General features: G+C 42.5%; 24 protein-coding genes. 8 read left to right on the top strand and 16 right to left on the bottom strand.

Annotation, left to right across the window (positions count from 1 at the left end):
• Positions 1-5: 5 nt before the first annotated feature.
• The 3 genes from QTP81_RS11045 to QTP81_RS11055 are packed head-to-tail and all read right to left on the bottom strand — an operon-like array spanning position 6 to position 2,611.
• On the bottom strand, positions 6-776 hold the full coding sequence (locus QTP81_RS11045) for an ATP-binding cassette domain-containing protein (protein WP_289365514.1): 771 nt from the start codon (positions 774-776) through the stop codon (positions 6-8).
• A complete protein-coding gene (locus QTP81_RS11050; RefSeq protein ID WP_289365515.1) occupies positions 769-1,800 on the bottom strand; it encodes a FecCD family ABC transporter permease in 1,032 nt (343 codons plus the stop codon). The genes QTP81_RS11045 and QTP81_RS11050 overlap by 8 nt, the downstream gene beginning before the upstream one ends.
• Positions 1,790-2,611 carry a heme/hemin ABC transporter substrate-binding protein gene (locus QTP81_RS11055; protein WP_289365517.1) on the bottom strand — a complete coding sequence of 274 codons (822 nt, stop codon included), beginning with the start codon at positions 2,609-2,611 and terminating at the stop codon, positions 1,790-1,792. The genes QTP81_RS11050 and QTP81_RS11055 overlap by 11 nt, the downstream gene beginning before the upstream one ends.
• A gap of 92 nt (positions 2,612-2,703) precedes the next feature.
• Here QTP81_RS11055 and QTP81_RS11060 point away from each other — a divergent pair, with 92 nt between their 5' ends.
• A complete protein-coding gene (locus tag QTP81_RS11060) occupies positions 2,704-4,920 on the top strand; it encodes a TonB-dependent hemoglobin/transferrin/lactoferrin family receptor (RefSeq protein ID WP_289365519.1) in 2,217 nt (738 codons plus the stop codon).
• Positions 4,921-4,970: 50 nt separating this feature from the next.
• Here the strand turns inward: QTP81_RS11060 and QTP81_RS11065 are convergent, their stop codons facing one another.
• A complete protein-coding gene (locus QTP81_RS11065; protein ID WP_289365520.1) occupies positions 4,971-5,522 on the bottom strand; it encodes a hypothetical protein in 552 nt (183 codons plus the stop codon).
• Entirely contained in the window at positions 5,482-5,685 is a 204-nt protein-coding gene (locus tag QTP81_RS11070; protein WP_289365521.1) for a hypothetical protein, read from the bottom strand. Before QTP81_RS11070 ends, QTP81_RS11065 begins: the two co-directional genes overlap by 41 nt.
• Positions 5,686-5,960: 275 nt before the next feature.
• Between QTP81_RS11070 and ylqF the strand changes: the two genes are divergently transcribed.
• Entirely contained in the window at positions 5,961-6,968 is a 1,008-nt protein-coding gene (ylqF, locus tag QTP81_RS11075) for a ribosome biogenesis GTPase YlqF (RefSeq protein WP_289365523.1), read from the top strand.
• Between the two features lie 12 nt (positions 6,969-6,980).
• Here the strand turns inward: ylqF and rlmE are convergent, their stop codons facing one another.
• Positions 6,981-7,601, bottom strand: coding sequence for a 23S rRNA (uridine(2552)-2'-O)-methyltransferase RlmE (gene rlmE / locus QTP81_RS11080; RefSeq protein WP_289365524.1), 621 nt, complete (start codon positions 7,599-7,601; stop codon positions 6,981-6,983).
• Positions 7,602-7,696: 95 nt separating this feature from the next.
• Here rlmE and QTP81_RS11085 point away from each other — a divergent pair, with 95 nt between their 5' ends.
• Complete coding sequence (locus QTP81_RS11085) at positions 7,697-8,443, top strand: TrmH family RNA methyltransferase (RefSeq protein WP_289365525.1); 747 nt, start codon at positions 7,697-7,699, stop codon at positions 8,441-8,443.
• A gap of 127 nt (positions 8,444-8,570) precedes the next feature.
• Here the strand turns inward: QTP81_RS11085 and QTP81_RS11090 are convergent, their stop codons facing one another.
• The 10 genes from QTP81_RS11090 to QTP81_RS11135 form a co-directional block, all read right to left on the bottom strand.
• Complete coding sequence (locus tag QTP81_RS11090; protein WP_289365526.1) at positions 8,571-9,188, bottom strand: hypothetical protein; 618 nt, start codon at positions 9,186-9,188, stop codon at positions 8,571-8,573.
• Positions 9,189-9,338: 150 nt separating this feature from the next.
• On the bottom strand, positions 9,339-9,566 hold the full coding sequence (locus tag QTP81_RS11095) for a DUF2798 domain-containing protein (RefSeq protein ID WP_289365527.1): 228 nt from the start codon (positions 9,564-9,566) through the stop codon (positions 9,339-9,341).
• A gap of 27 nt (positions 9,567-9,593) precedes the next feature.
• Positions 9,594-10,124: an NADPH-dependent FMN reductase gene (locus tag QTP81_RS11100; protein WP_289365528.1), complete on the bottom strand. Its 531-nt coding sequence runs from the start codon at positions 10,122-10,124 to the stop codon at positions 9,594-9,596.
• Between the two features lie 33 nt (positions 10,125-10,157).
• Positions 10,158-11,060, bottom strand: a complete 903-nt coding sequence (locus QTP81_RS11105) for a pirin family protein (protein ID WP_289365529.1) — start codon at positions 11,058-11,060, stop codon at positions 10,158-10,160.
• 648 nt (positions 11,061-11,708) lie between these two features.
• Positions 11,709-12,272 (bottom strand): flavodoxin family protein, encoded by a 564-nt coding sequence (locus QTP81_RS11110; protein WP_289365530.1) that lies wholly within the window; start codon positions 12,270-12,272, stop codon positions 11,709-11,711.
• A 56-nt stretch (positions 12,273-12,328) separates the two neighbouring features.
• Entirely contained in the window at positions 12,329-13,411 is a 1,083-nt protein-coding gene (locus tag QTP81_RS11115) for an alpha/beta hydrolase family protein (RefSeq protein ID WP_289365531.1), read from the bottom strand.
• A 432-nt stretch (positions 13,412-13,843) separates the two neighbouring features.
• On the bottom strand, positions 13,844-14,284 hold the full coding sequence (locus QTP81_RS11120; protein ID WP_289365532.1) for a hypothetical protein: 441 nt from the start codon (positions 14,282-14,284) through the stop codon (positions 13,844-13,846).
• Positions 14,285-14,345: 61 nt separating this feature from the next.
• A complete protein-coding gene (locus tag QTP81_RS11125; protein ID WP_289365533.1) occupies positions 14,346-14,795 on the bottom strand; it encodes a GNAT family N-acetyltransferase in 450 nt (149 codons plus the stop codon).
• A gap of 224 nt (positions 14,796-15,019) precedes the next feature.
• A complete protein-coding gene (locus QTP81_RS11130) occupies positions 15,020-15,763 on the bottom strand; it encodes an NAD(P)H-binding protein (RefSeq protein WP_289365534.1) in 744 nt (247 codons plus the stop codon).
• 227 nt (positions 15,764-15,990) lie between these two features.
• Positions 15,991-16,392 (bottom strand): hypothetical protein, encoded by a 402-nt coding sequence (locus QTP81_RS11135; RefSeq protein WP_289365535.1) that lies wholly within the window; start codon positions 16,390-16,392, stop codon positions 15,991-15,993.
• Positions 16,393-16,689: 297 nt separating this feature from the next.
• Here QTP81_RS11135 and QTP81_RS11140 point away from each other — a divergent pair, with 297 nt between their 5' ends.
• The 5 genes from QTP81_RS11140 (at position 16,690) to QTP81_RS11160 (ending at position 22,277) form a co-directional block, all read left to right on the top strand.
• Positions 16,690-17,598: a LysR substrate-binding domain-containing protein gene (locus tag QTP81_RS11140; protein ID WP_289365536.1), complete on the top strand. Its 909-nt coding sequence runs from the start codon at positions 16,690-16,692 to the stop codon at positions 17,596-17,598.
• 278 nt (positions 17,599-17,876) lie between these two features.
• Positions 17,877-18,254 carry a VOC family protein gene (locus QTP81_RS11145; protein ID WP_289365537.1) on the top strand — a complete coding sequence of 126 codons (378 nt, stop codon included), beginning with the start codon at positions 17,877-17,879 and terminating at the stop codon, positions 18,252-18,254.
• 114 nt (positions 18,255-18,368) lie between these two features.
• Positions 18,369-19,595 carry a hypothetical protein gene (locus tag QTP81_RS11150; RefSeq protein ID WP_289365538.1) on the top strand — a complete coding sequence of 409 codons (1,227 nt, stop codon included), beginning with the start codon at positions 18,369-18,371 and terminating at the stop codon, positions 19,593-19,595.
• A gap of 155 nt (positions 19,596-19,750) precedes the next feature.
• Positions 19,751-21,244 (top strand): serine hydrolase domain-containing protein, encoded by a 1,494-nt coding sequence (locus QTP81_RS11155; protein ID WP_289365539.1) that lies wholly within the window; start codon positions 19,751-19,753, stop codon positions 21,242-21,244.
• Between the two features lie 205 nt (positions 21,245-21,449).
• The gene (locus QTP81_RS11160) at positions 21,450-22,277 is read left to right on the top strand and encodes an alpha/beta fold hydrolase (protein WP_289365541.1); all 828 of its coding nucleotides are present in this window, start codon (positions 21,450-21,452) and stop codon (positions 22,275-22,277) included.
• Positions 22,278-22,372 lie beyond the last annotated feature (95 nt).

Here is a 22,372-nt window from a genome sequence, read left to right on the forward strand (position 1 = left end):
TTCCCTCATAAACTAAAAGACATGACGCCACGCTTTTCATCGTGTACGACCTGTCCATTGACATTAAAACATTGGTTTAAATTGGTTTGGGTAAAGACTTCGTTGGTTTTGCCAGCAGCGAGACACTGGCCTTGCTTCAGCAATAGCATCTCATCGCAGTACTTGGCTGCAACATTGAGATCGTGCTCAACAACTATGACACTGCCACCAGCGGCTACAAATTTGCGTAAGTATTGATAGAGCTTTTGACTTTGATTGATATCCAAAGCCGAGCCTGGCTCATCGAGCAGTAAGAGCTTGCCATCTAGTTGTTGATGATCGAGTAACTGACACCACGCTCTGGCCAGCTCGACACGCTGGTATTCGCCGCCGGATAGTTCGTCCAATCGTTTGAACATCATCGCGATTAAATCCAGCTCATTAATCACGTGCTGCACATGCTGCTCTGCACTGGATTGTGATTCAGTGTAATGTACTCGCGCCAGCAATAGATACTCGACAACCGGTAATGCTAATCGCTGTGTACCATGTTGCGCCATATAGGCCCGGCGCAGCGCCAACTCCTGAAGTGTCCACTCAGACAATGCGACACCTTGAAAATCTACTCGCCCAACATCGGGTTTAACGATACCTAGCAGACCTTTCAATAACGTTGACTTGCCCGCCCCGTTCGCACCGATAATGCTGGTTATCTTGCCCTGCGCAAATTGCCACGACACATAACGCAGTAGTGTGTTTTTACCGATGCTGTAACTGATATTGTGGCAATCAAGCATGACTAAACCTTCTTTTTTCTCGCAGTATTAGCCACAAAAAGAACGGCACGCCTAGGGCAGAGGTGAGCAAGCCTATCGGCAACTCAGCGGGTACGATGATGACTCGCGCTGCAACGTCAGCCAGAGTGACCAATGCGCCACCAACAATAGTGACAATCGGCAGTAAAATGCGTAGTTGCGTACCCACCAGCATGCGGCAAATATGCGGCACAACTAGCCCCACAAAGCCAACGATGCCGGTAAAGCACACACAAATGGCGGTAACAAACGCCACTGTAATCAGCAGTACGCGTTTTAATTTATCCACATGAACGCCTTGGAAGCGCGCGTGCTGCTCACCGATTTGCAGCAACATAATTGCATTGGCGTGGCGCCAAAATACGCATAACGCAATTAACACCAGGGTGCCGGCTAATAATGCTTTAGACCAATCAATGCCGCTGTAGCTACCGAGTTGCCAAAATGTGATTAGACGCAAGGTGTTGTCATCGGCAACAAAGGTAATTAATCCCAATAATGTTGCAGCACCGGCGTTGATGGCGACACCAGAGAGAATTAATACCAGTGTGTTAATCGAGCCTTTATAATTAGCAATCGCCAGCAAGAGAAACAATGCCAATGCAGCACCAACAAACGCCATCGCGGGAATAAAAAACAGTGTGAGGGTGGCATTAATAACCATGCTACTGGAGAGTAAAATAGCCAAAGATGCAAATAAGGCTGCGCCCGAAGCGACACCCACTAACCCAGGATCGGCAAGCGGATTGCGACAGATGGCTTGCAAGACCAAGCCACAGATTGCCAGTCCAGCGCCTGTTGCTACAGTCATCAGTGCTCGCGGTGCGCGAATTTCAGTAATAATGCGTTGTTCAAGCTCACTTAGCGCGTCCAACAGATCGATTGCCATCGCGCCTTGTGTTAATGACAACATTACGCTGAGCACTAATACGCCAGCAAGCCAAAGGTGCAGTGTTCGAAAACGTTGCTGCTGGGCAATCCGCCATTGAGCGATATTAATCTGCATACTGCACCAATAACTCGTGGGTATGAGCGATAGCCTGCGGTACACGCGGCGTTAGGCCCATGAACAGCAGCGAATCAACCTTATGTAACTGGCAACCTCTGCTGTCTGCCCACAATGCCAGTTGCGGTTCCTGACACAAAAGCTCGACGCTTGTGTCAGTACTGGTGTGGCTTGCTAATAGAATAATATCGGGATTCTCGGCCGCTAAGATTTCCGCTGATACGGTTTTAAAACCGCTCAGTGAAACAAAGGGATTACGCAGATCTAGCTGTTCAAAGATAAGCTGCGGCATTGTGTCACTGCCTGCGGCAACTAAGCCTCGCTCGCCCGCCGAAAGTAAAAACACTACTGACTTCCCTGCCACCGAAGTCAGCTGTTGTAGTGCGGCTAGCTCCGCTTGAATTTGGGTGATTAATTGCTCCCCTTGCGCCTGCTTGTCGGTCACTTCAGCGACTTGTTGGATTGTCGTATACAGGCCCGTCAGTGACTTAGGGTTATTAATAACGGTGGTTTTAAGCCCCAAACTATCGAGCTGGTTTAGCACCGCTTGTGGGCCAGTACCATTGAGTACCAATAGTTGTTGTGGTTGTACGGAAAGGATCCCTTCAACATTGAGCGCGCGGTAATAACCGATATCAGGTAGCGCCCGAGCCTGTACTGGATAATGGCTGCTACTGTCGACGCCGACCAACTGGTTACCAGCACCCAGCGCAAACACAATCTCTGTCAAACTGCCACCGGCTGAAACCAAACGCTCAGCGTTTGCAAAGACACTTAGGTTCAATGCAACAAGTATGAGTAAACAACGCACATTTATCTCCTTTCAAACTCATTGTTGCAAATGATAACGATTATCATTAGCATTGTCACGTCGAATAATAATCAATTTTAGTTAGGAAGCAAATGATGAATGTAAACCCCGTGACAAAATCGATCCGTCAGGCAATACCGCTTTTAACCGTTGGAGCTATGTCACTGGCAATGGATGTACATGCCGCAGGAGTGGCCGGCGCAGATATGGGTGTTGAAACGATTGTTATTACCGCTACGCGCTCTGCGCGAGAGATCAATGAAATTGCTGCTAATATCACCAGTATTGATGCCGAGCGCGTTGATGCAATCGCAGCGAGTGATATACGTGACCTACTCCGCTATGAGCCGGGTGTCACTGTTGAGGGGAGTGGTCGTTATGGGATTTCAGACATCAACATCCGCGGTATCAATGGTGACCGCGTACTGATCTTACTTGATGGTATCCCCGTTGCAGATGAATTCAGTTTTGGCCCAAACTTATCCGCACGCCGCGACTTTATCGATGTGGATTTGATCAAACAAGTGGATGTGATCCGCGGCCCAGCTTCTACGCTCTACGGCAGTGATGCAATTGGTGGTGTGGTAGCGTTTACCAGTAAAGATCCCAGTGACTTGGTCGAACCCGGCGAATCATTCGCAGGCCGCGCCAAAGTCGGTTATATCTCGCAATCCAGTCAATCATTTGTTAATTTGCAGCTCGCTGGCGTCAATGGCGATTGGCAATGGTTGGTAAACACGGGTTATCGCGACCAAGCAGAAACTGACACCTACTTTGACAGCCCATTAGATGGTGCACAACGCCAAGCCAACCCGCAGGATGGCTCAACCACTAATGGCTCAGTTAAGCTGATTTGGACACCAGGTACTGAGCACCGCCTAACGTTAGTCGGTGAAACTTTCAAAGCCGAGCTATACACCGACATTACATCAGACATTGGCACTGCCTTTATCCGCGGCGTACCAACGACTACAACAGCCAGTACCGGTGACGATGAGCGCAGCCGCGAGCGCATCTCTTTGCACTATAGCTATGCGCCCGAAGACGCCTTTTTCAATCGCTTTACATTTGATACCTATAGTCAGTCATCAGAAACGCTGCAACATTCTGAAATTGTTCGAACCGCACCAACGGCATTTTCTAGAACTCGTGATAGTTATTTCTCGCAAGATACGTTGGGCGTTCTATCGCAAATTGATTTCCAGTTTGAAGGCGCTTTAGAGCACTATTTAATTGCCGGCTTTGAATGGCAAGAGACTGACTCTGAATCGCTGCGTGAAGGTCTAACACTGGATCCAACAGGCGCAGTGGTTCCAGAGTTTAGTGTTTTTCCAGCGCGAGACTTTCCTGTATCTACGCTCACAGAATTTGCTTTTTACGTGCAAGACGAAATTCAATTATTCGATGGCACGCTTACCCTGAGCCCTGGTATTCGCTATGACAAATTTGACCTAGAAGCGAACGCTGACGATATTTTTGTCAATGCTAACCCGGGTGTAACAGTTGCTGATTTTGACGATAGCGAACTATCCACCAAGCTGGGTATGGTTTATCAGCTCTCACCCGACGCTAATATCTGGACACAATGGTCAGAGGGTTTCCGCATTCCGCCCATGGACGATATAAATGTCGGCTTTACTAACTTTGCCGGCGGTTACACGTCGTTAGCAAACCCAGACTTGCGCTCAGAGCGCGTGCAAAGCATTGAGGTTGGGTATCGTCAGAGTTTCGACAATTTATCAGTGTCAATTAGCGCCTATCAAAACGACTACCAAGACTTCATCGAATCACTGGCAGTATTAGGGTTTAACCCAATGACGGGTTTAGTGGAGTTTCAAGCCCGCAATGTTGAAGATGTCGAGATCAAAGGCGTCGATGTGAGCTTGAGTTACTACTTAGATGACTGGCAAATGCGCTTAGCGTCGAGTTGGCAAGACAGCGAAGACAAAGCGACTGGCGAAGAGCTCGACTCGGTGTTGCCAGCTCAAACCGTCGTGGGTATTCAATACGGGCAAATTGATGCGCCGTGGCGTGTCGAGATAGTCGGTACCTATACTCAAGATGCCAACGTTATAACCCCAGAAGATGGTCAGCCTGAGCCGTTTGTCGCGCCTAGCGCTACGCTAATTGACTTACTGGCCCACTATCAAATCAGCGATAATCTGCGCATTAACGCTGGTATTTTTAACCTTACTGATAAGCAATATTGGTACGCGTCGGAAGTACGTGGCAGAACAGCCGCAGAAAACTTGGATAGATTCACGGCACCCGGTAGAAACTATTCGGTAAATATCGTTTATACGTTTTAATCTAGCGCTCTCACCGCTCGTGCTAGAAGGGAGCCCTTGTGGCTCCTCTTTTAGCGCTCGTCAAAAAACATCGACACCAGCACCGCAGCTAACGCGGTCGAGAAAATAACGATAGTCACACCAATATTAATCAGTGGGATAGATGTCATATAGAAGTCAGCTAAGTAATCAGTTTCTGTAACGACCTGATCGATATAACCCAGTATTTGAATAACAGCCATGGTGATAAAAGCACCGGCCATCACCTTGGATGCCGTATCGAACTTGAGGTTGTCGCGTTTGCTCAGCCCAATCACAATAAGTACCATCATAATGTCAGTAAGCGCAAACCCGAAATACCAGAGATTTCTGACTAGGCCGCGATATTCTTCATTCTGAGCGAGAGCAAGAAGCTGGTTTTGATACAGTATGTGCAGTGGTGAGAGCAACAAAATGCCGATACACATGTACACGAAAGTATCGGCAGCTCTGAATTTGAGGATATAGGCCATACATGCAAAGAGTTGAATATATAGCCCATATTCTTGGATGTAATCTTTAATCGAGTCTAGATCCATACGACTATTGTGGTGGTCTTTTACCTCCGCCGTTCCCTGCACCATCAGTAGTTACTTTGCACTTATCTGATGTCGGGAAAAGTTTGCAGTAATCCACTACCTCCTGATTTGCTTCGTTACTCATTGACGTCGGTTTAGTTACCACTGCCTGAGCGATACCTGCAGACAACGCCAATACTACCAATACTAAAAGCTTTTTACCTTTCATTTTATTTTCTCCTTATACCGTCGGAATTAACGGCTGCGGTAACTGTACCGCAAAAAGGAGGAACAAAAGGCATATCAAACAGAATATTTGAATAAACTCAAATACCTGCAGCCTGATACTCATACATTACGTTAGATTTGGCATTAACTAAACATATAATTGCAAGAGACAAACCTAATCAGTTATTAATTGAGCAATTAGTTACTTGTTTTCGTGAAAAATTTACTCACAAATCAAGTACAATAGCGCTTTAAGTAGAGTAAAAGGCTATTCAAGTGGCGTTACAGTGGTTTCCTGGGCATATGCACAAAGCCCTTAAAGAGATTAAAGAAGCGCTCGATAAGGTAGATATCCTCATCGAGGTTTTGGATGCGCGTATTCCCTACTCCAGTGAAAACCCAGAAATTGCCAAAATCCGAGGCGACAAACCTTGCCTTAAGATCCTGAACAAATATGACTTGGCAGACCCTGAAATTACCGCGCGCTGGCAGGCCCATTTAGAAAGCGAACGCGGTGTTACCACCATTACCACGTCGAGCGACAAACCGGCTGAAAGCAAACAAATCATGCAGATTATACGCCGTATCTGCGCCGATAAAGATGCGTCTGTAAAAGCCATTAACGCCATGATCACCGGCATTCCCAATGTAGGTAAGTCGACGTTAATCAACATCTTAGCTGGTCGGGTAATTGCTAAAACCGGCAATGAACCGGCGGTCACCAAAGCTCAACAGCGGATTCGGTTAGACAATGGCATTGTGTTGCACGACACACCTGGGGTGTTATGGCCAAAACTGGAAAATCCTCATTCAATTTATCGCTTAGCGTCTTCAGGTGCAGTTAAAAACACCGCAATGGAATACGACGACGTGGGCTTTTTTGCTGCCGATTATTTGATCAAGGCCTATCCTGAACTGCTAAAGCAAAACTACAAGCTCGACGAAATACCCGATACTGAAATAGAATTTTTAGAAGCTGCTGCCCGCAAGCGCGGTGCAATTATGAGTGGCGGTAGAGTAAATCTACACAAAATTTGTGAGGTGCTGCTAACGGAATTGCAGTCAGGCAAGCTCGGTCGAATTAGCCTTGAAACCCCAGAAATGCTGGCTCGTGAAAAAATCGAGATTGCTGAAGCGGCTGCTAAAAAAGCCGCCGCCAAAGCCAAGCGCAAACAGCGGTTCAAAGATGGTTCCGCAACACCGGATAGACAAGAGCGCAAAGAAAAGCGCAATCAGAAACGCGCCGAACAAAGCGCGCGCATGAAAAAGAATCGCGGTCAATGAGTATCTAAAGTGTTACGCCCGAAATCCTTTTCCGACTAAATACACCTCGCGCGACCGAGGCCTTGAGGCCGCTGGTTTGCGCACAATGACCTTATCGAACGAACGCTGCACGTCTTTGACGTATTCATCGTAGCCCACGCCTTGGAATACTTTCGCGCAGAAGCTCCCGCCGGGTTTTAACACATTACGCGCCATGTCGAGCGCCAACTCAACCAAATACATCGAGGTGTATTGATCGGTGCTTTTAACCCCGCTTAGGTTAGGTGCCATATCGGAAATCACCGTATCAACCGGGCTACCATCAAGAGCTTGTAGAATTTGGTCATACACAGCCTCTTCTGTGAAGTCGCCTTGAATAAAAGTCACGCCAATGATCGAATCCATCGGCAGAATATCCGAAGCAATCACGCGCCCTGACTCACCCACTACCGGCGCTACGATTTGTGACCAGCCTCCCGGCGCCGATCCCAAATCCATCACCACCGAACCCGGACGGTACAACTTGTCCTTTTCGTTGATTTCGATGAGCTTGTAGCTGGCGCGGGAGCGATATCCATCCATTTGCGCCTTCTTAACATAAGGGTCGTTAACGTGCTCATCCAGCCATTTTTTACTGGTCTTTGATCGGGCCATTGGGTGTGTCTTCTGTTGGTATCGCTAAAACGGCAAACATTGTATACTCGCGGGCTAGAATTACAAACCGTTCACCGTACAACAGGCTCCCTTATATGAAGCTGGACGATGTTAAAAAGCTCCATCAAAAGAAATATCGCTCACAATTTGGCTACTATCTGGTTGAGGGAGAACATCTCATACTCGAGTTACAAAAAGCGTTACCAGATGAAGCCGCTGCTGCTGACATCACGTTGTATGTAACTGAGTCCAACGTAGAATGGGCCAAACAGTTAAGCGCTGGATTTGAGTTGTCAGTGGTCAGCGACAAACACATGGCTCAGCTCAGTGACACTAAATCGCCCCAAGGAATGATTGCGAGAGTCCCACTAGTAAGCTTAAGCGCGAGTGTGGAAGACTCTACTACACAAGCCAAGCGCTGTATTTATCTGCACGAAGTACAAGATCCAGGAAACCTCGGTACCATCATTCGCACACTCGCTTGGTTTGGCCAATTTAAGCTACTGTTAAGCCCAAACAGCGTCGATCCTTACAATTCAAAAGTGGTGCGCGCCAGCATGGGCGCAATTTTTAGCTTACCCATAGAGCTGGATGTAGCACTAGAGTCCCTACCCGATCGCTTCGAGAGATTTGCATATTTGGATTTGCAAGGCAGTGCTATCAACTCGTCTGAATTCGCTGATTTCGACTGTTACTTATTTGGCAATGAAGCACGCGGCGTTCCCCATCAAGCGCTTACGCAATTTAATGCTAAGCCATATACCATCGCAGGCAGTGGCGTTATAGACTCGCTTAATTTGGCCAGCTCAGTGAGTATTTGCGCGTATCAGCTATCGGTTTAGTGTTTAAAAAAATAAAGCATAAGACAGTTTTTAAACAAGACAACTAAGTTATCTATTTTGATTACACCTCTCCATCCCTAGGCTAATCGAACGTTTCAATGATCACTGACATAATAGTACTTGTCGCTCAAGCATGTTTCCGATTTAGTGCTAAGCCAATAATATTAGTTAGATAAATCTCAACGTACTCTGGTAACCATTTATTATCGTCTATTTTTTTAAACCGCTCTTTGAGGTTCTCTTTGTTCTTTGAACTAAGGTGAACAATCTTCCAAGTATTCTGAGGATTACCTTCATCACCTTGAACACCGTGTTGTACGTGGAAAACAGGTTGTGTTTTACTCTTCTTAAAATTTCCGTATTCAGCAGAAGTAGCTTGTAGTTCGCCAATGAATGTAACTATTTTTGAGCTGTGGTCGACATGAACGCTCTCTATCACTGTTCCATACTTTGTTTCGTCTAACCAAAGGCGTTGTAATGATACTCTCGTAAAAGTTTCAACATTGCCCTTAATCTCCCCCCCCCATGCTAAAGCGGAATTTGGTTGAACAACAGACGGTATAAATAAGTCTGGTCTCCTAGCTTTCATAACTTCCATATCCCATAACTGGCTCTTTGTCATGCAAAATCGAGAGCCACACGAATAATGCTCTCCTAGCACACCATTTATGTCTAGCGGGTCCAGCTCTATTTTAGTAAATCGGGAACACTCCCAAGCTCGGTTAAATGCATTTAAATGATTCATAAGTTTTATCCTAACTTAATTGTGTTATTTGCAGGCATCTCTATGAGAAATCAGATCTGCCTTCAAACACTGCTAATTTTTTTGGACAATCGACTAATAACATAAAAGGTGTCGTCAATTTCGCTAGTAATTAAATTGAAAGCAATACCACTACTTGTCAGAAACAATTTTTGATAACAAGCGATGGGTAAGCGGCACGACAAATAAACTAAATGGAAAAGCCACGAGCATTGCTACAATCCATGCGTAAGGCCAAGCAGAAAGTACTTCAGCAAGGGTTTCTAACTCGATAACCATCATAGTCAAAGACACCACACCGGACATCAAAAATGACATAACAAATGAAAAAGCATAAGACGCGAATTTTATCGGGATCATGACACCGACCTCGTAATTAAAAAGAGCTTAGATGCAGTCTAATGTCGCGAGAGCCGCTTGCAGTTCCGACACGAGTTCAGTGTTAGAAAGCCGCCCATTCTCTAAGTCAAAGTTGTCGTAGAAGTATGGGATCGATAGTGTGGCAACTACATTTCCATCGAAGTATTGCGCAGAGTCACGCGCTAAAGACAATACACTATTGGCACCACCAGGCCCAGGTGATGTTGACAACATAACTATCGACTTCCCTTGATATACTTTTGCATTAATGCGGGATGCCCAATCTAAAAGATTCTTAAATGCAGCCGTATAATTACCATTGTGCTCGGCGTAAGAAATTAACAAAGCGTCCACATTTGCAACTCGATTTAAAAAACCGTAGGCAGCATCAGGAATTCCGTGAGCTTCCTCTAGGTCATTACTATAAATGGGCATGTCGTAATCATTGATATCTATCACATCGATGCTATGGTGACCCAATAATGATGTAGCGTAGGCGACTAAAGCCTTATTGATAGACTTACGGCTGTTACTTGCAGCGAGAGCTAAAATCTTCATCCTTATCCTCTTTAAAAAACTTCTAATTAGCGGTTAAACCAGTTTCCCTAACTTGCCTGCAGAATAATCTGATTCTATTTGTGCGATTTCTGTTTCTGAGCCCATGAGAAAAGGCCCCTTCTGGATATAGGGTTCGTTGACAGGCTTTCCGGCAAACAGTGCAAAATGAGCTTGCTCAGCACAGGGGTTGACTACATGCATAACTAGCTCGGTATCTGATGAAACTTCAGATACTGAAACGGCTTGACCAGAAGATAGGCGGACATGTTTTCCGTCAATCAAGACAAGTAGTTCACCTTTCACGACATAGAACCATGCATTTTCACCAATCTGTAACTGATGAGAAAAGGTCTTATTTGAATTAATTTTCCCATCTAAAATAGTCATAGGTAATGCGGGGGATTGCTCCCCTACGATGCCATTGCTTTGACCCAGTACAACTCTTACCCGACTCCCCTCACACTCGATATGAGGCATATTTTCGGCTTTCACATGGAGTGATTTCGGTGTACTCATTCTTTGATCTGACGGCAAATTTACGAATACTTGCAACCCATGAATTGTCGAACCTTCGCGAGGTGACTCATCATGAATAGCGCCAGAACCGGCCTTTAGCCAGTATAAATCTCCTGGCATTATGTCGAAATCATTGCCCAGTGAGTCGCGGTTGTGAAACAGGCCCTCACTGTCTTCAAATATGACAGAGACAGCAGAGAGGCCTGCATGAGGATGTGCTCCAAAGGTCGGCTTAGTCATTGTGTAATGGTCAACCATTACCAGCGGGTCCATAGTTCCTGAAAAATTTTTATCCCGAAAAGCTAGGGCACTAAAACCATCTTCAATTTTAAACATCTCACCAGAGATCGCCTGAGAAATACTAGAGTTCATAATTTGATTATCAGAAGTTTCAATAATCGAATTCATTAATGCATTCATTTCTAATTACCTGTTGTCGCTATAAATCGATACATTAATTCTACATGTAGAACGATAAACACCGATAGCTAGAAAAATCAAAAGCTAAGTTCCACATTTGGAACGAAAAAGATAACCAAGGAAGAGTTTTAGACTCGCGTTGAAGAGGTTCTATTTTAACAGCCACCAAAGTCTTAAAAATACTTATTGCCAGCATTAATATCTGCGCACTGATCCATTCTTGAATGTGGTATGTCCAAGTCACACTTAAACTGTATGGATAAACACATCATGAATACAATATCGATGGCTTTCACAATGTTGGTTTACGCATCTGTTGGATATTATATTGTGCTAATGGGTGGGATAACTGGCTGTATTTTATTGTTTTACCGCCTCTTTTCTTTGGATTATTTATGATACTTGCTGCTCGCATTCCCCAAGCCAAAGAAGCACATAACGAAAACTATAAAAAACGCGCAATATCATCTTCTAGTCATAAGCATCATCAATATCAAAATCGCTGAGTTGTCGACTCAAAGACACGCAATAATCCAGTGACTGTAATTTGTCTTCAGTAGATCGTTGATTGCTCGAGGATGAAAGGTAGGGGAACACTCTTCCAGAGCTTTTTATGATTACTTGCTATCTGTTTCAGAGTGAAATGAGTCAGAATGAACCTTTCATTTTAGTAACAGTACTCACAACCCTTTTTGCGAGATACTCCGCGCTGCGTACATCAGAATCAGCAGCTTTGCCGTCCTCACTATGCGCCGTTACACCCAGCTGGCAACCCAATCTATTAACGTTCTTGTTTTTGTCGCCAAACGGAGCATCGAGTCCTAACCACAACATTCCATGCTGACTAGAAAAAGTTACTAAATATTGCAACGTTGATGATTGATCGCCGTTCATACCACTTCCAGAAGTTATTCCACAAGCGATTTTCCCCGCCCATGATTGCCGCTCCCAAAATTCGCTAGTTGAATCAGCGAACGCTTTAAACTGAGCAGAGACAGAGCCCATATAAGTAGGTGAAGCAAAAATAATTGCATTGCAATTATGCAAGTCAGTCATCAATGAGCGATTCTCAAACCGTCCCTCGATAATCTCTTTTCCGCAAATTTTATGCGAAATGTATGCAACGCTCATTTTAGTAAATTGCTTACACACAGCTGAGACTAAGGTCCCTGTAATGTCTGTAGCAGAAAAATAAACTATTCCTATTTTCATCACTTTTACCTATTTTCACACTATCAGTGAAATAAACACTGTAATTCAATTAAAGGTTACCGTTCTGTAGTGAGTATCCATTTAGCAATAGTCCCTGCAAAACCATCAACAAATCGTTTCTCTAAAGTTGCATACTCTTCTCGCTGTCCAGTATTCGCCTTCTGAAAGTAGTGGTTCGCATCCTTAAAAGTCACAAATTTGTAGGTTGCGGCTGATTTTAATAAGGCGTTCTCCATCCTATCTTTATTTTGCTCTATTGTTACTTGTAAATCTTTCCCTCCAAATAGCGCCAAAACGGGCACAGAAAGCTTGCTATAGTCCACTGCAGTATCATGGTAAAGGAAAGATGTAAGTGACGGTAAACCGTATATTATTTTGAATTCCTCCGCCATTGACTTGGCGAGCTTTTGAATTGCGACTTCGTCTTTCTGTTCAGGAGCGGTGGCGCGTAATGAGGCTGTTGTCGCACCTATAAATTGACGCAAAGCATGCTCCTCGTTTTTGCCCGCAGAGATAGATGCCATCAATTTATTGTGAGCCGAAACTTCTTCTTCAACTATGTCTTTGTCTATGTCAAGGTCCTCATACTCTTCCCTTAGTTGATAGGTAACAACTTCTACAAGAGGCACAGCTGGTGCGCCCATAAGAATCACTTTGGCTATATCCTGATTTTCAGCAGCAATATTCGCAGCAACGATCCCGCCTTGACTATGTCCAAGCAAAATAAACTTGTTGAATTCGTATGTTTTATGAGCTTTGAAGTAGGAGATTATCGCTTCAACATCATGGACATGATCCTCTAACGTACTACCTGGAAAGTTTCCTGTACTTTCGCCCACCCCTCTATCATCAAAGCGAAAACTAGATATTCCAAATCCTCCCAACTGTTGAGAAAGCTTTTTAAAAATTTTAAAACCATCGAGCGTTTCATCTCTATCTTGAGGGCCACTTCCGGAAAGCATTATCACTAAGGAGCCGATTTTCCTGTCGTTAGGTATTGTTAACGAACCTCCAATTGAAACTGTTTCTGTCGAAATTATTTGATCAACTTCATAATAATCACTTTCTGCTCGTGCAGAGTTGCCAAATAAAAAACTTAAGAAAAACCAAAGTAAGATTGAATTTATAATATTAAACATGAAAGCTCTCCGCGCAAATACCTTAAATTGTCGATATATAAAACATCACCAACTTCAAACGCTTCACCTCCAACAACGGTTAAAACGATTAAATTAGTAAATTCACTTTTAGCATCCCAAATCTGATTCAGGGCAGAAAGCTATACTGATGTTTTCTTTAGAACGTAAATTCTTTGGATCAGCTTAGCAGGGCGCTAGTAAGGGGGTAAACGAACAAAAAACGAATTCACCATTCCATTTTTGGAACTCTAATTTCGTTGCGATTCAGAAAGATTTGTTTGTTTAAAGGTGATAGTGCAGCCAGATATCTCTTAATTATGAACCAGCTCCCGACCACGCCAATGGGAAAAATTCAGTACCGTCTAATCTAACTTAAGTCTACTTTTAAGCAGTGGGGGCTGACCAACACGAATAGATATACAATCACTTAGATCAATTCATACGATTCATTAATGATAATATATCCACAATTTCCTTTTGAATATTTAACGTATATTGCGGGGCACTCGATGATTTCAAATATTCTAGAGTTTTCATAGACGTTGCCAAAAAATCAAACTTTCCATTGACATCTATATCAGCCCCCTCAGCGGCCCTTGACTTTCGTCTTGGAAAACTCATAACAGCATAAGTATCAGAGCTGATCGCTCCTATATCTTTCAAGCGCTTTGATAGCTCAGCTAGTTCGCCCTCAGTGATAGCCTGAACATCATACAAACGCCCTAGCACCTCAATTTCTTCACCGCTGTGATTGTTCGAAAATATTATAGACTCCGAACTATCAGACACCTGATTATTTTTATTTACGGGTTCGTGAAAGTTTCGTGTGTTATTCATTGAAAGGCTCGCGGCTTGTAAGCTTTTGATATCCACTCTCCATCCTTATTGAACTTAACGCTTAAAATAATGGTAGTAAGACCCGTCACATAAATATTTAGGTCGATATTTTTCTGACGTAATAATTAAAGTCTTCGACAGGCGAAAAACCCGTCTTTTCATAAAGCGACTTTGCAGAAAAATTATTTATTTGAGTTGAAAGTTCAATGCCACTTGCTCCTAACTCAACAGCTTTTTCGCACGCAGCTTCTATAAGTCCTCTTCCAACACCCGCATTGCGATTATTTTCAGAAACATATAAATCGTTCAGATAAAGAATTGGAGTCATGGCTACTGAAGAAAATGAAGGATACAATTGCGCAAATCCTATACTTAAGCCTTCTTGAGAAACTGCCAATAGAACTATTGATTCGCGTTGTCGCATCCTTTTTTCAATGAATTTATTTGCAGCTGGTAAATTACTTTTTTGGCCATAAAATCGACGATATAAATCAAATAGTTCACAAACTGAATGAATATTCTTTCGCGAGGCTTCAATAACTTTCATTTCAAGATCTCAATGTATCTAGTAAGTCGCGATAAAAAATCGTAACGACTTACACAAAACAATAATCCGTTTAGTTTGCCTATAAATCGCATATGAATAAATGTCCGAAAAAGCAACATTCAATTCCATTTATAGAACAATAAAGAACGTTTAATCGACTGAAGAGTTCTCGAATGATGATGTTTAGAGATTCTTTCGGACAATGCGACTACTACAGAGCGATTTTAACTATCTTTAAGCTCACTGTTGTATATTACGGGCATTTTTTTGCACCAAGCTTTCCATAAATCCGGTTCATTGACCAATCTAGACATTAGATTTGCCACATTAATTCTACTTGTTTTGCCAGGGTTAAAAATAGCGTTTCGGATCGGAGATTCACAAAGTGTGTAATATGTAACGTATTCCTTATTTACCAATGTGTCAGGCCTTAAAATCACCCAATCAATAAGGTCGTTCTCGGTACTACTTGCAGATAAAAGATTGACTGCTAACTCATTGTCTTTTTGAGGAGGGATTAATTTTCGAATGATAGCAATCATTACTTTTTGGGATATGGGGGGTTGCTCATTGTTAAATTCATTCATACACCCTGTCGACGCCATTAAAACTAATTTTACAGCTGAGTGTGGTAGTGTTTCATTTATTGCGTTAATGGTTCTTGAAACAACCCCAGAGACTAGCTTCCTAGGCTCTCCCCAAACCCCTTTGAATGACAAATTATGCCCCAACGTAAAAAGAACATAATCCATACCTTTAATGAGTGACTGATATTCTTTATCCGTTAGCTTGGACACGTTTACAATGTGTATATTAAACTTCGGATTATTTAATAAAGATGTAGAAATCCAATTTTCACGGCGAGCAACAGCATTAACCTCAATATCCAGGTCTAAAAGTTGTTTGACTAAAAGTTGCCCAGTCCTTCCACTGGCGCCAAACAGTAAAACTCTCTTATAAGTTTTCACAGGACATATACTCGTATAAGTATGTCATCAACAAAAAAATCTAGTAAACCTTCAAGGTTAAACAAGCTCACAATCTCTCTTCTATGTAACGATTAATTGTTTTGAAGATAGCTATAAATTCTAGTGATGAAGTTTTGTAAGACCGACCGTTTATATTCGTTGAGTAATATTTTGCGGCGGGATGATTGACTTTTACTATTCACCTACTCTCAGTTTGTGAGATCTTTTTAATACTGCATGGCAAATTTAACTTCGATTTGGTGATAGCCGTCTATATCAGGATGTGAAGACCAAATCTGTTGCCAATCTTCGCCAGCAAACACTTTCTCTCGAATTCTTTCTCGTTCCTCCATTGAATTCCAACGAATGATCCAAGTGACATTTGCTGAGCCAAGGTATTGCTTCATAGGGTTAGTACCGGAAATAATGGCGTTGTCTTCAGTGCTTATCCAGATGCCAACAACATCCAGGTTAGTTTTCAAAAAGCTAGCTGCATCGTCATTCATCCATTTTTTAAACGCAATAATCTTTGACGTATCGTAGTGATAATTACGGATTTCATAGACGCTTTTCTTGACTCTACCTTCGGCCATGCCAGATGAGTAATCATCAAAAAAAGCAAGAGCCAAACACACTGTCACTATAAGTATTAAAAAATAAAGTAAGTTGCCTTTCATTTCATACCCTCAATGTTTCGCTTATGTCTATTTCCAATAGTTTGCGAAACCTGTGTTAATAGAAAAACCTAGTTGTCAGATGTACAAGTTGAAGACTTGATTAAAGTATTAGTTTTTAGTGATTAACATTTTTACCAGCTGACAATTTCACTTTACCAAAAGGGAGTTCATGATTAGTAGATAGAAAAGTCGAAAGCTCTGTTCTATATTTGGAACCTTAGCTGATGATTTAAAAAGGTTTATCACAATATGATCGACTTAAATGATTATTACTACTTCGTGCACGTCGTTGAAAAAAAAGGCTTCACTCCTGCGGCTAAAGCGTTGAGCATGCCTAAATCACGCCTTAGTCGTCATGTTTCAAAGCTAGAGGAAAGATTAGATATAAAATTAATTCAGCGAACTTCTCGTCAGTTCAAGGTCACAGAAACTGGACAATTGTTTTACCAACATGCCCGAGCTCTATTAGATGAAATGGAGGCTGCAGAGGCCGCGATAGAGAGCAGAAAAACCTCTCTAAGTGGACGGGTTACGATGAGCTGTTCACTTGGGGTTGCTCAGTTCGCCGTAAAAGACTTAATTGTGGAGTTCTTACAAAAACACCCAAAAGTTGAGCTTGTCCAACAAGTCACCAACCAGAATATAGATCTAGTGTCTTCTGGCATCGATTTAGCAATAAGAGGACACGTTGAAACCCTACCAGACTCAAGTATTATTCAAAGAAGCCTTGCTACAGTCTCTTGGCAATTATTTGCAAGTCCTGACTATCTAACAAATTCGGGCACCCCACAAACCCCTTACGATTTATACAAGAGGCAGACTTTAAAGGTTGGCTGGCAACCCGTGGTTGGTCACTGGACACTTCAAAATAATGAAGGCGTAAAAACCACAGTCCCCTACACCCCCCAACTCTGCAGCGATGACATGAGTACTTTGAAAGCAGCTGCAATTAACGGACTAGGTATAGTCAGCTTACCTGCTTATACATGCCGACAGGAAATTAGTGTCGGTTCACTGGTCAGGGTTCTTCCCTCATGGGTTACAGGCAGAGCACAACTAAGTCTACTTACCCCCTCACGAAGAGCCCAGTCCCCTTCAACAAAAGCGCTTGGTGAATATTTATTGAACAATTTGAGTGAAAAAATTGGAGACTCGTAAGACATTGTCGAACGCTTTATTAGACATGTCATCTAGGCCAACGTAACTCATGAATTTATCTAGATAATTAAAAACGCTGAGAAAATTCGACCTACTCTTTTCACCCTCGCGTTCCAAAATTAGAACATTGTGTTCGCTTAATGTCCGTATACAAATTGAGCACCCCATTGCTATTGTTAATTTAACTCTAGAGCTCACACAGCTTTAGCTAGATTAATACTCGTCGGTTGGTCATTCGTTGACACGTGACTTTTAACTGCAAACAAGAGGGTGAAAAGATGGAAATTGAACGTTTCGGAATAATTTTGAATGTTGCTAATTTCGACGACTGCGTCTCGTTTTATAAATCACTATTTGGACTAGGGGAACTATTCACAAAAAGTGATGGCGATTTTAGACTGACTTGCTTGCAGTTTGGCTCAGCTTACTTAATGATAGAAACCGGAGGAATTGCCGCCAACCAGGAGAAAACCCCCTCACAAAGTTCCACCGTCCTTCGGTTCCATGTCGAAGACACACAAAAAATTTTCGAACTAGTACAGCAACATGATCCCTCTGCTAAACGATTCCAAACAGACTGGGGAAACATTATTCGGTGTATAGACCCTGATGGTAACCCTATTAGCATCCGAGAGTCTTCTGGTTTCGAGGGTTAACACAACAGGTTTATTAAGTTTTACAGCTTTTACAAATAAACCACGAATACAAATAAAGCTAAACAAAGATTAGGAATCTTCATCATTTACGCTCATATGAATAAAGGTACGTTAATGAATACATTGAAACTAATAAATTTTTTAATCTTTGGTTTAGCTATCTCAGTAGGTCTCAGAGCTGAGGCAACTACTCACCAAATTAAAATAGATACCCACAACATTACAGATGAAATCGCCGTAAAAGTTTATGTCCCAACTAGCGATATCCAGGAAAGTTTTCCCACCTTGTATTTGATGGATGGGCAGCACTATTTATATTCAGCAGTAGGATTGCAAGATAGCTTAAATCACAGAAACATAACAATCCCCAACTTTTTAGTGGTAGCTATTGATACATCGAAACTTTCGGAACCCTCGGGCTTAAGACATCAACTCTTAAATGAACGCTCTTTTGAAATGATGTCCATCTTACTATCGAAAATAGTTCCCTTAATCGAATCTACTTACCCTTCGAGCGATTTGAAAATCTATTTTGGCTGGGAACTTGCTGCAGGATTTGGGCTAGAGTTAGCTAGTTTAAGTGACTTTAATGGATTTTTGCTCGCAAGTGCTCCAAATCTAACCATTAACAAAGTAAATAGCTTTCAAAATAGTCTTCTCGCCGATAGAAACATAGAAACTAAGTTTTATGTATCATTAGGGCACACTGAGCTTCAAAGAATTGAGGAGCATAAACAGCTCCTTGATGTGATCAGTGCACCCAGTTCTAAAGACGTTGATTTGGAATTAAGCATAACAAAAAATCATGGCTACTTTACTACCCCTATCGACGCTCTCACCAACGGTTTAATGTGGCTCTTCTCAGATTTCAGAGGAGTGAATTTCTACTCAATTGAAGAAGTCATCCAATTTGGAGGCGTTGATGGCATTATAAATTATTACGAAAAGCGTTCTAATTTGTACCAGGTTCCATATCAGACTCCCGAAAATACTAAATTTACAATGGCACGTCATGCCGTCAAAAGTGATAACAAGGAATTGTTGGATGAAATTATAGAGCGACTTGGACGTTTTTCTACAGGCGGAGATTATTGGGGCTATTACTTCGCTAAGTTTGCATTCGAAAAGCAAGACTATACGTTAGCGCAGCAGTTTATTACCTCTTCTGTATCTACAGACAAAACCAGTTATAGACTATTAACACTTCAGGGCGATATTGAAACACGTGCAAACCGGTTGGATAAGGCAAAATATTTTTACGAACAGGCCTTAGCATCGACAGACCTTGAGGATTTAAAACGCATTATCCAAAACAAAATCAATGCACTGAAAATGATGTGAAAATCTCATATTTATTTAAATGATTCAGAGCGAATCTGAACAAAAGTAATTAGTTACAGCGGCACCGTTAACTTAAACGCAAATGGCGTTAAGTGTACAAATGCTTATTCGAGCAATGTCTAGTTAGCGAGCTTATTAACAATAGGAAAATCACGATGAAAATATTCTCATGTGCGTTAGTCACAACTTTAATGTTATCAGTTAACGCTTATACAACTGCTGCTGGCGTAGACGACGCTGCTAACCAGAGGCTTATCCAGAACCTGCCCAGCAAACTAGAAAAAATTTATCAAAAGCATCAACTAAAAGGTGATCTGCTAATTGCGGTCGTCGATAGATCTGGACTGCGTTATTCCTACACGCTCAACACTCAAGGCAACGACGGATCGGACAATGGCATTTCAACTGAAACGCCTTTTCTAATAGCGTCACATACCAAAGCGTTCACAGGCACCCTAGCGCAAGTTTTGGCATCAGAGGGTGTATTCCAACTGGACGCGCCAATCGAAACCTATTTGGCTGACGAAGTTACGAACCCCAATATTGCAAGCGACACCATCACTGTAACTCAATTGCTTGATCATACAGCTGGATTCACCAGTATTATGCATACTTTCAAAACCGCCTTTTTAGGTTACGACACCGAAGCCGAGCTGGTTAAAGCGCTCAACACCGATACGCTGGTTGCGCCTGCAGGCGTTTTCAGATATTCCAACACAGGTCCCATTTTGGCAGCGCGCGCCATGGAGATTGCCACCAAGAAGAGTTGGAAGAAATTAATGGACGAAAAGCTATTTTCGCCGCTCGGTATGTACCACACCAGCTCAACGCTAAGTGCCTATCCAGCAGGCGCGATTTTACCTAGTATCGAAGTCGGAGCAGATGGAGAGGTTTTACGTACAGGGCTGTTCAAAACAGATTTAACGCTACATGCCGCAGGCGGCAGCGTTTCGACCTTAAGCGACATGGCCAAATGGCTACAATTCAATTTAAATCAAGGTGAAGAGCTATCGGCTGCAGATTATTTTTTTACGCCTTTGCATGAACCAACTACAACTCAGGAAAAGACCTACTATACCTACGAACGAACAGGTTATAGTTTGGCATGGGACATTGCTAACTACCATGACAATACTATCCTAACTCGTTTTGGTGGCTACGCAGGACTAAGTTTTCACGCATCGTTCATGCCTGAGCAAGGTGTCGCAGTGGTCGCCTTTTTCAACGACCAGCGTGGCTATGTGCTTCCTCACCTAGCCGCAAACTACGCTTATAATTTAGTAATTGCGCCAGATTTAGCCGAATCACGCTATTCTAAGGAATTAGAAGGCCTAGAAAAGAGCATCGCTCGTGAAAAGGCAAACTCTCTTTATTCAGAATCTCGAGTGGTCCCTACCTCGGAATGGCAAGAACATCTTGGAACCTATTTGAACCAAGACGGATGGCCGCCAATCACTATCACAGTAAATGCCAATCATGTTTGGCTGAGTAGCGGCGTGCTATCTGGCCCTCTCTATGCTGACCAGAAGGAAGAAAAAAGTTATGTCGTAAACTTCGGTTCATTACGCCGTCCCATTAAGTTTTCAGTTTCCGAGGATGGTAAAAACATGCTGTTAAACGGAAGTTTGAAATACTTCAAACGAGATTAAATTTGGTTATTTTAAGCACTGCTTTATCACTCGTACTTTCTTCCATTGATGCAATAGTAATCGAAGTTTTGTAGATAAGCGCCTTCAGCATATTTAATTTCCGGCACTGAACAGGATATTCACTTGGTTGCCCTTAACAGTAAGAAACTGTCGTTTTATTAATCGAAATATAAAGAATATTTCAAAAGAAAATACAGGAAAAATAATGAAAAACTTCATCATGAATACCATCAGTGTATATTTTTGGAGCGTTAGCCGGATATTTCCTGCTTTTTCAGCGCAAAGAGCTTTAAAACTGATGTTTACTGTTGACACGCCAAAAACAATTCAAAGTAACATCCCTGCACCTGATGAGTTACTTAGGTTACCCAGCGGTGCTCACCTCTATAAATGGAAAGGTAATGGTCAAAAAACTGTATTGTTAGTTCATGGTTGGAATGGCTCTTTCGAAGATTTTAAAGAACTTTTCCGAAAGTTGGTTGAACGTAATATGACGATCTACGGAGTTTCCCCAGCAGGCTATGGCCCTTCCAACGAGGAAATTTCTCACCCAAAGTTATTTGTCGATGCAATCATTGAGGCTCAACATTCAATCTCAAAAACTATTGATGTGGGCATCGGTCATTCAATGGGGGCGGGAGCCCTTGCTCTAGCCGCTTCGCAATGTAAGATTGCGAACAAATTAATCCTAATATCAAGTCCTTCTTCATTTTTGGATGTCGTAAAAAGATTTGCTTTTGCAATCAAGCTAGGGAGGCGCGCCAAGCGATTGTTTTTAGATCAAGTCGAAATTCTGGTAGGTAAACACAATGAGGTTGAAGTTGCCGAAAAAGTACGATTATTAGATGTACCCTGCACCATTATTCATGACATTTTTGACAGTCAAGTTCCTTATACAAATGCTTTGCGTTTAGCCGACAATATCAAATACTCAACACTCTACCCAACTGAAAACATGGGACACAAACGACTCTTATCGAGTTATACAATTTGTGAATTAGTCTTATCCAAAATCGCGCGTACAGCAGAGTAAAAAAGTGTATTTGAGTCATAAACTATAACTACGTATCTATGTTTACATTCAGCGAAGCAAGCCCATTACAATGCAATGGCTTAACACCCAGTCAC

This window comes from Neoalteromonas arenosi (assembly GCF_030362855.1).
GTDB lineage: Bacteria > Pseudomonadota > Gammaproteobacteria > Enterobacterales > Alteromonadaceae > Alteromonas_E > Alteromonas_E arenosi.

Excerpts from the sequence above, each read along its gene's own strand:
- QTP81_RS11050 (WP_289365515.1), bottom strand. The coding sequence starts at position 1,800 with ATGCAGATTAATATCGCTCAATGGCGGATTGCCCAGCAGCAACGTTTT.
- QTP81_RS11105 (WP_289365529.1), bottom strand. The coding sequence starts at position 11,060 with ATGAATGCATTAATGAATTCGATTATTGAAACTTCTGATAATCAAATT.
- QTP81_RS11090 (WP_289365526.1), bottom strand. The coding sequence starts at position 9,188 with ATGAATCATTTAAATGCATTTAACCGAGCTTGGGAGTGTTCCCGATTT.
- QTP81_RS11100 (WP_289365528.1), bottom strand. The coding sequence starts at position 10,124 with ATGAAGATTTTAGCTCTCGCTGCAAGTAACAGCCGTAAGTCTATCAAT.
- QTP81_RS11125 (WP_289365533.1), bottom strand. The coding sequence starts at position 14,795 with ATGAAAGTTATTGAAGCCTCGCGAAAGAATATTCATTCAGTTTGTGAA.
- QTP81_RS11110 (WP_289365530.1), bottom strand. The coding sequence starts at position 12,272 with ATGAAAATAGGAATAGTTTATTTTTCTGCTACAGACATTACAGGGACC.
- QTP81_RS11145 (WP_289365537.1), top strand. The coding sequence starts at position 17,877 with ATGGAAATTGAACGTTTCGGAATAATTTTGAATGTTGCTAATTTCGAC.
- QTP81_RS11115 (WP_289365531.1), bottom strand. The coding sequence starts at position 13,411 with ATGTTTAATATTATAAATTCAATCTTACTTTGGTTTTTCTTAAGTTTT.
- QTP81_RS11045 (WP_289365514.1), bottom strand. The coding sequence starts at position 776 with ATGCTTGATTGCCACAATATCAGTTACAGCATCGGTAAAAACACACTA.
- QTP81_RS11140 (WP_289365536.1), top strand. The coding sequence starts at position 16,690 with ATGATCGACTTAAATGATTATTACTACTTCGTGCACGTCGTTGAAAAA.
- QTP81_RS11095 (WP_289365527.1), bottom strand. The coding sequence starts at position 9,566 with ATGATCCCGATAAAATTCGCGTCTTATGCTTTTTCATTTGTTATGTCA.
- QTP81_RS11070 (WP_289365521.1), bottom strand. The coding sequence starts at position 5,685 with ATGAAAGGTAAAAAGCTTTTAGTATTGGTAGTATTGGCGTTGTCTGCA.
- QTP81_RS11155 (WP_289365539.1), top strand. The coding sequence starts at position 19,751 with ATGAAAATATTCTCATGTGCGTTAGTCACAACTTTAATGTTATCAGTT.
- QTP81_RS11085 (WP_289365525.1), top strand. The coding sequence starts at position 7,697 with ATGAAGCTGGACGATGTTAAAAAGCTCCATCAAAAGAAATATCGCTCA.
- QTP81_RS11150 (WP_289365538.1), top strand. The coding sequence starts at position 18,369 with ATGAATACATTGAAACTAATAAATTTTTTAATCTTTGGTTTAGCTATC.
- rlmE (WP_289365524.1), bottom strand. The coding sequence starts at position 7,601 with ATGGCCCGATCAAAGACCAGTAAAAAATGGCTGGATGAGCACGTTAAC.
- QTP81_RS11065 (WP_289365520.1), bottom strand. The coding sequence starts at position 5,522 with ATGGTGCAGGGAACGGCGGAGGTAAAAGACCACCACAATAGTCGTATG.
- QTP81_RS11160 (WP_289365541.1), top strand. The coding sequence starts at position 21,450 with ATGAAAAACTTCATCATGAATACCATCAGTGTATATTTTTGGAGCGTT.
- QTP81_RS11060 (WP_289365519.1), top strand. The coding sequence starts at position 2,704 with ATGATGAATGTAAACCCCGTGACAAAATCGATCCGTCAGGCAATACCG.